The 11690-nt window shown below is 41.7% G+C and carries 8 protein-coding genes and 1 pseudogene; 4 read left to right on the top strand and 5 right to left on the bottom strand.

All coding sequences use genetic code 11. From position 1 onward, the window contains the following. Nucleotides 1-400 precede the first annotated feature (400 nt). From DW826_RS16735 to DW826_RS16720, 4 genes are all read left to right on the top strand, one after another. Nucleotides 401-847, top strand: a complete 447-nt coding sequence (locus DW826_RS16735; protein WP_117553269.1) for a sigma-70 family RNA polymerase sigma factor — start codon at nucleotides 401-403, stop codon at nucleotides 845-847. A gap of 474 nt (nucleotides 848-1321) precedes the next feature. Further along, a complete protein-coding gene (locus DW826_RS16725) occupies nucleotides 1322-1672 on the top strand; it encodes a type II toxin-antitoxin system PemK/MazF family toxin (RefSeq protein WP_002576184.1) in 351 nt (116 codons plus the stop codon). 80 nt (nucleotides 1673-1752) lie between these two features. Beyond that, complete coding sequence (locus DW826_RS18385; protein WP_004797315.1) at nucleotides 1753-1914, top strand: hypothetical protein; 162 nt, start codon at nucleotides 1753-1755, stop codon at nucleotides 1912-1914. Between the two features lie 55 nt (nucleotides 1915-1969). After that, nucleotides 1970-3646, top strand: a complete 1677-nt coding sequence (locus DW826_RS16720) for a recombinase family protein (protein WP_117553268.1) — start codon at nucleotides 1970-1972, stop codon at nucleotides 3644-3646. A gap of 236 nt (nucleotides 3647-3882) precedes the next feature. Here the strand turns inward: DW826_RS16720 and DW826_RS16715 are convergent, their stop codons facing one another. The 5 genes and pseudogenes from DW826_RS16715 to DW826_RS16695 form a co-directional block, all read right to left on the bottom strand. Further along, complete coding sequence (locus DW826_RS16715; protein ID WP_117553267.1) at nucleotides 3883-4740, bottom strand: GIY-YIG nuclease family protein; 858 nt, start codon at nucleotides 4738-4740, stop codon at nucleotides 3883-3885. Nucleotides 4741-4754: 14 nt separating this feature from the next. Continuing rightward, nucleotides 4755-6254 carry an ImmA/IrrE family metallo-endopeptidase gene (locus DW826_RS16710; RefSeq protein ID WP_117553266.1) on the bottom strand — a complete coding sequence of 500 codons (1500 nt, stop codon included), beginning with the start codon at nucleotides 6252-6254 and terminating at the stop codon, nucleotides 4755-4757. Between the two features lie 15 nt (nucleotides 6255-6269). Beyond that, the gene (locus tag DW826_RS16705) at nucleotides 6270-9350 is read right to left on the bottom strand and encodes a DEAD/DEAH box helicase family protein (protein WP_117553265.1); all 3081 of its coding nucleotides are present in this window, start codon (nucleotides 9348-9350) and stop codon (nucleotides 6270-6272) included. Nucleotide 9351: 1 nt separating this feature from the next. Then, entirely contained in the window at nucleotides 9352-10683 is a 1332-nt protein-coding gene (locus DW826_RS16700) for a restriction endonuclease subunit S (RefSeq protein ID WP_117553264.1), read from the bottom strand. Next, a pseudogene (locus DW826_RS16695) lies at nucleotides 10683-11690 on the bottom strand (SAM-dependent DNA methyltransferase); the annotation flags it as partial. The pseudogene DW826_RS16695 and the gene DW826_RS16700, both read right to left, overlap by 1 nt.

Here is an 11690-nt window from a genome sequence, read left to right as displayed (position 1 = left end):
TATTAGCCACTACTGTTACAACGTTAGTATAGCACTTCACATAGCGGTGCAAGGGAGGCCGCTTATGGGTAGATACCCCTTTTGACCTTTCTCCACCGCTAACAGGTGGAGACTTCCAAAATAACATATCCAGTCCGATCAGGGCGCAAGTGAACTTACCATCACTTGCGCCCTATTTTTATACGCGCTGTTTCTACATAAAACCTAAAAAAGCCGGAAAGAAACACAAAAAATGCCACCGAAGGAGGACAAGAAAGGACAAGCCTCCTCCTGTCAGACCTTTTTTCTACAAGAACTTCCCATTCGACAGCGTTCCTGACACCGGCGGCCCTGGATGCCGGTCGCCGCCCCGTTTCGATTCGTCCGCAAACCAACCCACGAATCGAAACGGAGGAACACCATGAGCAATGAAAGAAAACTACGGTATCTTTACATAGACGGACAAGCTGTACCGGTAAGCGAACAGGTCTACCGCGTGTATCAGCACTACGAACGAAAAGAGGAATACTTTTCCTACGACTTGAAAGTGGAAAAGTTCCAGAAAGCAACCGCCTCTTTCCTACCCAGTAGAGAGGATTCCTATGAGCGTCTGCTGGAACAGGACAGGCAATTTGCCGCTTCCGCTCATCCCGTAGAGGAACAGGCCGTCTCGTCTGTTTGGCTGGAGGAATTACTGCAATATCTGTCAGCGAATGAGAGGATCATTCTCCGCAAACTTTATTTTGAGGACAAATCAGAACGGATTGTCAGAACGGAGCTTGGAATTTCCAAAACAGCTCTGCATCAGCGCAAGGTCAAGCTGCTGCGAAAATTAAAAAAATTTTTGAAAAACATGGGGAAATCATAGACCAAAACCACTCCCCCAACGGGGAAGTAAGTGAGAGGGTCTGTCTCCCTCATGCAGCTTGACAACTGAATAGACGGCATTTCCGGTACATAACCCATGTACGAGCGAATCAGGCGCGCCGCGAAGATGGACAGCCCCAGGAGGTGATGAACAGAACTGTTCCGAGCGATCAACGTCAGTCTGAAACCCGAAAGCGGCATTTCGGGACGCGGTGACTGCATGGGGGAATAATGATACTTCCTCACGGCCTCCTAAAGACTTGGGGGGAACCCTGCGGCGCACGAGTAAAACGACGCTGCGGAGTTATGACAGCCGCGCCAGCGGAGACCGGGAATGTCCCCATCATCAGGGGGCGTGGCAAATATGACGAGTAATCCGAACAGAATAACAGTAGCCGCACCAGGTTTTTATCCGAAGATTTCTTTCAGACTGGTGCGGCTGTTTAAGTATTAAGATATTAAGGAGGCGAGAGTGATGTTTGAAAAATTCCATCGAGGTGACATATATTCGGCTGATTTAAGCCCTGGTATCGGCTCCGAACAAAGTGGCTCTCGTCCTGTACTCATTCTTCAAAACAATGTGGGAAATTGTTTCAGTCCTACGATTATTATTGCAGCAATTACCAGTGTAAGCAAAAAAAGCAGAAAGTTCCCCACGCATTACCACTTAAATGACAGATGCGGTTTGGTGAAACCATCTGTTGTTATGCTGGAACAGATCAGAACAATCGACAAGTCGAGGTTAAAAAACTATATTGGTCATCTAAACAAGGATGACATGGAAAATATAAACAAGACGCTCTTGTGCAGTCTGGGGATTACATAAAAGTGCCGAAAGGCCCGTATCATTTTCAGGCTGTGCAAGTAGAGTTATAATTTCGTTAGGAATTGCGGAGGTGATTCTGAATGGAGAATATCCAGAATAAAAGCGCATTGATTCCTTCAGATGAAATCCGGTCAGAAGAACTTCTGGCGGAACAAAAATTTGAAGCGTTTATCACTTCGCTGGCACATATCATCGAGAAATATGGTATGAGAGTGCTGGGCGAGGTTGACGGAGCTGCGTGAGAATCGCAGCTTTACATAGGATATTTTCCAAAAGTAAATTTTGGAGGTATGAATTATGAACCGATATGGAAAACGCTGTGTTTTGTATCCGAGGGTCAGCACAGAGATGCAAGTGGACGGATACAGCCTGGAAGGTCAAAAAAATATGCTGACACGATTTGCGGATCGTGAGGAAATGATCGTTGTTGATACTTATGAAGATGCCGGTAAATCCGGTAAATCCATTGAGGGACGGCCTGCCTTTCAAAAAATGCTCAGAGATATTGAGGATGGCTTGGACATTGACTATATTTTAGTGTATAAGCTGTCACGGTTTGGTCGTAATGCAGCAGATATACTTAACTCTTTGGAGTTGGTTCAATCTTATGGTGTAAATCTGATTTGCATAGAAGAAGGGATTGATTCCTCTCAGACAAGCGGAAAACTTTTGATTTCTGTACTATCTGCTGTGGCTGAGATTGAGCGTGAGAATATTATCGAGCAGACGATGAACGGGCGGCGCGAAAAGGCACGGCAAGGTGGATGGAATGGTGGCTTTGCTCCCTACGGGTATACACTGGAAGATAACAAGCTGATGATTGAAGAAACAGAGGCTGTGGCAATACGGAAGATTTTTGAATTATATACTTCATCGGAAATCGGTTTGGGTGGTATTGCGAATCAGTTGAACTTACAAGGTATACGGAAAATTCCGAGGCAGAATGGCACATTAGAGGATTGGACAGGACATTTTATTAAACTGATATTGGATAACCCGGTTTATTGCGGTAAAATTGCTTATGGACGGAGAACGAAGGAAAAAGTCAAAGGCACAAAAAATGATTACCAGATGAAAAGAAATGACGATTACATTCTGACAGAGGGACAGCATAAAGGAATCGTTAGTGAGGAGGTATGGGAAAAGGCTCATGCCAAGCGTCTTAGAACCGGAGTAAAGCAACCGTCAAAAATTGGGCGGGATCGAGTTCATTTGTTATCCGGTCTGCTGAAATGCCCGGTTTGTGGAAGTCCCATGTATACGAATAAACACGCATGGACAAATAAAGATGGCACTTACAAAGAAATTTACTATTATGTATGTAGCCGGAATAGGATGGTCCGGGGGAAGCATTGTGAATATAAGGCGATGCTGAAAAAGACCGATATTGAACCGATGGTCATTGAGGCAATTCGTGAGATCGTAAGGAATGAGGAATATGCCCAAGCCATTAAAAAACGGATTGGAGTTCAGATTGACACGAAAGCAGTGGATAAAGAACTGGAGGGCTATCAGGCAAAGCTGAAGGAAGTTGATCTGAATAAAACAAGATTGGAACGGGAAATTGACAGTCTCCCTGCTGATGCAAAATACCGGGAACGAAAGCTCCATGATATGACCTTGCGGTTAGATTCCCTATATGATGTCATTGTTGAGCTGGAGGAAAAAATCGAAGATGCCAGACTTCGGCGAGATGCAATTAAGCAGCAGGCAATTACTCTTGAGAATATTTACAAAATCATGGTGAATTTCGACTGCGTTTATAATATAATAAATGACGAAGAAAAGAGAAATGTGGTCACAGCCTTGATTAAGGAAATTGAAATTTACAGGAATGACGAGTCTGAATATCCGCTAAAGCGGATTGGTTTGAATTTTCCGGTGTTCAAGGATGGCGGGGAAGTTACGGAGCTTTTGTGGGATAAAGGGAATACCGTTGAGACGGTCGTATTGATGTCAAAAGTACAGAACTAAATAGTGTAAATAGCCTTGAAATAAAGCATTTCCGGGTATTCAGACAACCTCCTGAGGGGTGCCTGGATACCCTGATTTTTCTTTTGTGGGAATATATCAATCGTCATTTTTCGAGGTCGAGTTGACAGGATAAAAATGGCTAAGGTTGAGTGGATAGAAAGACTTTGCGGAGGGTTGAGTGGATAGGAATATTAAAACGCCCCGATCCTCATGTTGTAAGGTCAGGGCGTTAGATTTTATAGAGTATCTTCAATTTCCTTCAAAGAGCGTCCGGATTTATCTGTCCAGGTTTTGGGTCCGCTTACGCTGTAACCAAGAATGAAGTCAGCTGCAGCGGAGGAACTGGAGAAAAGAATATCTTCAGTAGTTGCCAGCGTTTCAACTTTGCCATCGGCAAGGTACTTCTCGCGAAGTTTCACAACGCTTGCTCCCAGTGATTTTGCAGACATCTTTTCGTTAATAGTTGATCCCTTTAATACTACGAAGCCCTCAGAAGTAACTTTGCCTGTTGCGACTGCATTTCCTTTGTTTATGTATAAAAGGACATCATCTATGGCAGTGGAATCAGTAGAGTCGGGATGGAGTAGTGGTTCAAGAACTTTATATCCTAAAGCATTTATAATAATTTTTACATTGTCAATGAACTCCTCCATAGCTGCAATATGTGATTCCTTCATAACTGTGTTTTTGTAAGTGTTTTTGGTGAGAACCGTATAGCGGTGACATCCACGAGCAATATCAACAAATCGATTTTCAAGATATCTAATGAGTGCTTTGTTTAAATCTCGACCGATGAAAACAACAGCTGTATTCCAATAATATTTTTCTTTTTCAGACTGGTAATCACGAATATGTTGTACGAGGCGTTCTTTTACATTTTCAGCTTCACCGATATATACGGAGTCTGAACCATCATCCTCTTTGCAAAAGAGAAAGTAAACACCTGCTTGTGAAAAGTCCTCACGGCTACAGTTTAAAACCTCTATTCGTGGTATTTTTATAGCCTTTCCGTTCCAGTTAGAAAGTTCTGCTATGATGAGGCTATCGGCAGTTCCGTTAGCCAAAAATAATTCAATAGATTTTCCGTATGCCATTTTTGACCTCCTTATTATTTTCGCTGCTGTGTTCCCAAGGTGGGTACATTGACCGCTTCTAAGAAATCGTTACACTCATCTATACCCTTGCCGTAAAAAGCAGTGAAAAGGTATTTATATGCTTCCTGCTCTCGGTCTCCATCTTGGAATGCCATTCCACCAAGTCTTAGGACTTCTTCCATCTCGCTCAAGTCGAGAGATAAACCGACTCCCATAGCCACTAAAGGACGCATGGTAAATTTATGGGTGCCTCCTTGCACACGAGAGTAGTGCATCTTATCCAACTTCGTTCTTTCTTCAAAGGTGTATTCATACCAGTTTTCTTCTTCCATACGCCTCTTCATCCAAGTTGCCGGAGTAATAGTCTTTGCTTGAGAGCGTTGTAACTTTTTCTCGAAGTCTTTAGCTTTATTAAATAGTTCTGTGTTCTGTGTATTGGCTTCAAATGAAGACTCTTCTTTGAAAATACTGTCGGAACGGTACATGATACTTGTTTGACTGTGCATCAAAGAATCCGAAACCAATCTAACGGAAAAATCAAGGGCGCATTCTGGAAGGTGTTCCTTTGTATATGGTGTTAGCACTCGTTTTCCGGATGCATTCATATGGAGATACTTATCGTCATTGAAAATAAAGTATCCTTCCGTAAAGTGAAATGCACCTGTGTCTAATGCTGCCTTCAGCAAATCGTTTGTGCAGTAAAGTTCAAATGCCTGGACAGGGGTAATGGGTCTGAGATGGTATTTAGCTGTTGACCTCGCTCTGTTTGCAGTTTGAGTTCTTCGGTTATTTGTGTTTTCCGTTCCGCAGTATTCCTCTGCTTCTGGATATCCCAGTTCGAGCATTCGAATAGCGGCAGATTGCTTGGATACTTCAAAGAAACCGGAAACAATATCAAGCACTGTAGAAGTTACGGCACGTTTGCAGATGTTCTTATTGTCACCCGTGAGTTGCCTATAAGTCGCATCAACTTTGCTCCTAAAGGCATTGCGTGGCATTAGTATTTTGGGGGCAATTGTTTTTGCCTGCCACTCCATTTTGTCCTCATTGGACCATTCTCCGCCGAGAAGACTTCCGAATTGCGAAATGCGATTATTACAACGAAAAGCAAACTCTGCACCATTTTCGTGTGTGCGTTTGAAGTTGAAGTAATTCCGATGGCGCCACCAATGAAAGCATTCATGAGCCAATGTGTTGTTTGCTCTACCGAGATTCAAAATATCCGCATCGACAAATATTGTAGGATGATATACTTCATATCCGATGTTTTGCTCTGTAGACCAATCGTACACATCTATAATGCCTCGGGTGAAGGCAATAGCACCTTGTACGCTTCCATCAAATGATAGATATTCCGTATCCACGATATCTAAAGACATCAGTCTTGTTGCGATATCACGGATTGGGATAGGTCTCGGAGTATCTATTGCATCGGCGCATTCATATTTGCGAAGGAAATCCTCGGCCTCTTTTTCAAAATCCGGAACATAATGCATAAATGGATTTTTGGCCATATGAATTCCTCCTTGTTAGTCTTTTTTCTTCTCTCCGTAAGGAGCAGGGTATTCAGCTACTTTTGAAACAAAAGCAGTATCCGCAAAGTCGCTATAGTTAACAACAGTAGGTGTGTTTCCACGTAAAATACGGTATATTTCGTTCATGAAAACATTGGCGAATTTTGCTCTGATTTCTTCGTTGTTAAGGAGCAGAGTGTAGAAGTCAACATTCTGGTCATAACCTTCAACCAGTGCATCTTGTACACAGTCATCATATGTGAATTTGAATTCGCTTAAAGTGTTGTTATTTGCACTTTTTTGAAGTCGGTCTTTAAGTGCTGGATTTTTCAGTAGAAGGTCTCGAATTTGCATTGCTGCTTTTGTTGTAAAATCCGGCTCATAGTTTTTGTCATACAGGGCATTCACTTCGTCTATGATCTGGGAAAGAAGTTTTTTCTGTTCCTCTTCAACGCTTGCAGGCTTTGGCTTTTTGATTTTTACCTCCGGCTTTGCTTCAATTTCTCCTCCTTCGTGTTTTTCCATCTGTTTTTGCCTAAAATCACTTACGGTGATTTTATCTGCAATGTCAAAATTATTTCCGCCACCTCCAGGATTGAGTTCTTTAATCAGATATGACAGGAAATTGTATCTCTTGTGGAATTCGAGATTTTCATAAGCCGTAGCCTGGATAAGGAAACAATATCCCTTTAAGAAACGGCGAATCGTAATCTTGATTTCCATCTGCTCCAGTTCAGGACGCTTGGTAATCAGCTTTAATGCACTGTCGAGCAATGCCCACATACGCTGCTTGTCCTTGGAAGTGCGGTTTTCCTTATACAGATAAGTGTTAAATTCATCAATATCGTCTGCATCCAAGAATTCGTAGGCATCAATCTCACGGTCGAGGTCACGAATGTCGGACGGCGAAATAGTCTCAAATAAAACGGTATCCTTGTAGTAAGGTTCAAAAGCTGCCTTGATATCATCGTAGCTGTTTTTGAAGTCCAGGACAAAAGTGGTCTTATCATAAGGAGGGCAAATTCTATTCAAGCGAGAGAGTGTCTGTACTGCCTGTACACCACGCAGACGCTTGTCGACATACATTGCCACCAATTTCGGCTGGTCAAACCCGGTCTGATATTTATCTGCAACAATAAGTACCTGGTAGCAGCTACGGTCAAATTCGTATCGCAGTTCTTCTACCTTAAAGCCGTTCATAACAGGTTCGGTGTATTCTGTATCGTTCAGTTTTACTTTGCCGGAAAAGGCTACAAGTGCTTTGATTCCGGAATAACCCTTTGCTTGGATATAATTTTCAAACTCTTGTCTGTACTTAACGGCAGCAGGGCGGGAGGATGTAATTACCATTGCCTTTGCTTTTCCACCAAGACAACCTGCAACATTGGCTCTGAAATGCTCGATAATTATTTCAACCTTTTGCGCAATATTGGTATCGTGCAAATCAATGAAACGAGCCATTTTGCGTTTTGCTGTGATGGATTGAAGTTCCGGGTCACCCTCAATAGCTTTATTTATATGGCAGTAGGTTTTCCAAGTAACATAGTTGTCCAAAACATTCAGTATGTATCCTTCTTCAATAGCCTGTTTCATGGAATACAGGTCAAAGGATTCCTTTTTGCCCTCTGCGTTAAGGGTACCGAAAAGCTGAAGGGTATCCGGTTTAGGAGTAGCAGTAAAAGCAATCATAGAAACATTTTTCTGTTTACCGCTTTTCTGGATTTCCTCAAGCATTTTATCTTCTTCGGTTTTTTCTTCCTCATTTTCCTCGTTGGTCAGAACATTGGTAACTGACTGCATATAAACGCCTTCAGTGGAAGAGTGCGCCTCATCAATCAGTACTGCAAATTTCTTGTTCTTAAGGTCGCCGAGCAGATTATTATTGAGGATGTAGTAGAACTTATGGATTGTAGTAACAACAATCTTCGTATTTCCACCAAGAGCGATAGCCAGATCTTCTGAATCGCACTTGTCATCCATGACTTTTACTTGACCACTTTTATGCTCGATGCCAAGGATAGCCTCTTGAAGCTGACGGTCAACGATGATACGGTCGGTGATAATCAGAACGGTATCAAATATATTGTCATTATTTGCATCATGAACCGTTGCTAATATATGAGCCAACCAGGAAATGGTTTCTGTTTTTCCGCTTCCGGCAGAATGCTCGATGAGGTAGTTGCAAGATGTATGATTCACAATGACATCGTTCATAACACGCTCAACGGCACGAAGCTGATGGAAACGAGGGAAAATCAGCACCTTGGATTCCTTGATTTTTCCGGTATCTGCATTTCTGGTTTCTTTTTTCTTGATGTAAATAAAACGCTCAATCAAGAACAGGATTTTATCTTTCATCCAGATGTTTTCCCACATATAGGAAACATTCAAGCCATCTTCGTTGTGAGGATTTCCCTTGCCGAAATTTTCGCCAATGTTAAATGGATTAAAGAATGTATCTGTACCTTTGAGTTCGGTTGTAAAATACGCTTCGTTCAAATCCATAGCAAAGGCTGCGAAAACACCAACCTTGGTCTTGAAAAGACGAGTGGTAGCATCACGCTCTTCCTTATATTGTTTGATGGCGTCTTTGTAGGACTGACCGGATGTGTTGCATTTAAGTTCGATGGCAAATATCGCCAGACCGTTGAGAAATAGAACTAAATCTACTCGCTCATCGGCTTTGTGATAAACTTCCTCCATGACGGAGAAGATATTCTTTTTGTAGTTTGCAACAGCCTGTGTATTGATGGTGCTGTCCGGCTTGCGATACATCAGTTTTAATATGGCACCGTTGTCGAATTCAACACCATGCTTGATAACATCAATCAAGCCACGGCTTTCCTTGTTGATTTCAGCATTGATGTAATTAGTAACCGTTTCTTCGGTACGATCCTTATACATACGACGGAGGTGTTCCATTTCATCGTGCTGGGTGTCCTCAAGGAACTCAAGAAGCATCTCGGTGTCCATTGCCAATCCCGGCTTATATGCCGTGTTAGGACGGATGCGGAAACCGTTATCTTCATGCAAGCGTTCCATAATTAGTTTTTGATAATCTTCTTTTTCTCGAAGTTGGTCTGCTTTGATAGGCATATTACTGAACCTCCTTTACTCGTTTTTTCCCTGTGACATACTCAAAGATAAGAGAATCTCTATGATTTTTCATCACAGATAACTGTGTTTCTTTTTTGTTGATAATATCGTCTATGAGAGGAATCTTATAATCCAATTCGGCAACGATAGCATTCTGTTCCTCCATAGGTGGAACTGGAATGTTTTGTTTTTTCAAAATGCTAAATGGAGGGATGTTTTTTATTGCACTTCCATTGCTGTACTTGGCGTTCATATATTCCAATGCTACATCAAATAGATAGATGAAATACGATTTGTTAAATCCTTTGTTAATTCGTACTCTCATAAGAGCCTGATTAATAATTCCTGGCTCAATATTATCGGATAAAATGTAACATTTACCAATAGTTCCGGCACAACTGACGATTATATCTCCGGGGGAAACTGAAAAGTCTTTCAAACCACGATAATCTTCGTACGATAGATAATACCATCCCAAGGATGCATCACCTTGAATTGCATTTTTCTGCTCGTAGACTTTATAGGTATTTTCACCTTTTTCTATAAACATATCAACAGTTACAGCACTTCCAAATGGTCCTTTTTTATATAATGCTATGTCCTGCATACGAAGAGTTTCCCAATGAGAAGGGATTAACTCGCACCATTCAATGTGACTTTCTTTTGTAGGAATGTTGGAATTTAACCCTTGTGTTACAATTTCACAGAGATAAGATTTCTTATATGCCTTGAGTGTTTCGATTTGCAGCTCCAAGTTATTAATAATATTTTCTAATTTACCGCAATACTCATCAAGAAAATTTGCAATGGCTTCTTGTTCCAGATAATTAGGAAAAGCATAGAGAAATTCTGCAAAATCTCCTTGATATAAGTGCTGTATAGTGCTATTTCCGGCGTTTTTATAGTTGAACCAATTCCAGAATTCGTCGGATTTAATTACCCAGTAGAGGAATCGTTTACTATAACCATCAATCGGCATAATACGAAGGACGCCGCTATTAAGAGATGTTTCTCCCGGTATATTTGATACAATTGCAACCTTTCCAATAGTTCCATCTTTGGTGATTAATAGGTCACCGTCTTGAATCTGAATATCCTTTGCTTCTTCCCAACGTTTCATAGGAACATGAACGCAATTTTCCCAATCAATGCCACCGTTAGCAAAATCAACACCCGTGATGAGATAGGCTCCTTCGTCTTGGTATTCTTCAGAAGTTAAGCCTTGCCAACCAATACGTCCCTTTAGGGTGGTCATGTATTTGATTCGTTTTGTATTCCAGCTTTCGGGGATTGCCCCAATCCACTGAATACCGCTTTCTTTCATAGTTTCCATTATTTCGCTCCCTTCTGTAAGGCAGCAATCTTTTCAGCCAATGAAGATTCCAGTTCCATAAACTGAGCCAACAAGTCATCTGCTTTCTCTGGTTCACGATATTCATAGAAATAGCGTGTAAATGGGAATTCGGCTCCTAAACGTTCCTTGTTCGTTGTACTTTCAGCCTTTTTCTCATCAAACTCATAGCAGTAAATGGCATCCGGAATATGAGGAAATACTTCAGCATCCATATATGATTTAACATCCTGGTTTAAGCGGATGATTTCAGTGTCTTTGGTAGTAGGGTCAATGATGATATTGCCTTTCTTATCTTTCTGAATAACGGCTGTTTTATCGATAACCGACATTTCCATGGCGATTCCTCCTAAACGAGAAGGAGACAGTCCATCCACATCCGCAAGTGCTTTTTTCAAAGCAATCTCAAATTTTGAAAAGTCAGTATATACGGTATCGGAGATATGCGTAGTCAATGCTTCGATAACGGAGGCGGTAAACTCACGTCCCTTAAGTTGTTTCTGGTATGCTTTCTCATCAGCATCACTACGGGGGTTGTTTTCTTCTAATTCTTCGAACTTTGCTTCGTTGAAGATGTTTGTATTCGCTGTGAAATAAGCACTGTTGCGAAGTGCCTCAATAGTTTCAGCGTTAATGGCACCACTACGCTGAAGAGGCTGGTACACAGACCATTCTTTATAAAGGAACTCTTCACGGTCAAAAATTTTGCTTTCAATCACACAATCGTGCTTGCGTTTTTCATCCCATATGGTTTTCTTACCAGGAGCGAAATCGGAATACATTTCAGTAATGAGTGTAATCTGCTTCTTGGAAATTTCTCTACGCTTTTTACCAAGGGAACGCTTCAAAGGAGTCCACATATCGGTTGCATCAATAAACTGAACTTTGCCTTCACGTTCCTCCCTTTTGCCTTTGGAAAGAATGAAGGCGTAAATAGCAATGTCAGTGCACGAAAAACGCATGAGTAAATAAATTGTGAACATGCCCCT

The sequence above is a fragment of the Clostridium sp. AM34-11AC genome, from assembly GCF_003435375.1.
Lineage (GTDB): Bacteria > Bacillota > Clostridia > Lachnospirales > Lachnospiraceae > Pilosibacter > Pilosibacter fragilis.
Note: the sequence above shows the minus strand (reverse complement) of the source record. Positions and strands in the feature narration are given on the sequence as shown.

Coding starts and splice junctions, on each gene's coding strand:
- DW826_RS18385 (WP_004797315.1), top strand. CDS start 1,753: ATGGAGAATATCCAGAATAAAAGCGCATTGATTCCTTCAGATGAAATC.
- DW826_RS16705 (WP_117553265.1), bottom strand. CDS start 9,350: ATGCCTATCAAAGCAGACCAACTTCGAGAAAAAGAAGATTATCAAAAA.
- DW826_RS16715 (WP_117553267.1), bottom strand. CDS start 4,740: ATGGCATACGGAAAATCTATTGAATTATTTTTGGCTAACGGAACTGCC.
- DW826_RS16720 (WP_117553268.1), top strand. CDS start 1,970: ATGAACCGATATGGAAAACGCTGTGTTTTGTATCCGAGGGTCAGCACA.
- DW826_RS16700 (WP_117553264.1), bottom strand. CDS start 10,683: ATGGAAACTATGAAAGAAAGCGGTATTCAGTGGATTGGGGCAATCCCC.
- DW826_RS16735 (WP_117553269.1), top strand. CDS start 401: ATGAGCAATGAAAGAAAACTACGGTATCTTTACATAGACGGACAAGCT.
- DW826_RS16725 (WP_002576184.1), top strand. CDS start 1,322: ATGTTTGAAAAATTCCATCGAGGTGACATATATTCGGCTGATTTAAGC.
- DW826_RS16710 (WP_117553266.1), bottom strand. CDS start 6,254: ATGGCCAAAAATCCATTTATGCATTATGTTCCGGATTTTGAAAAAGAG.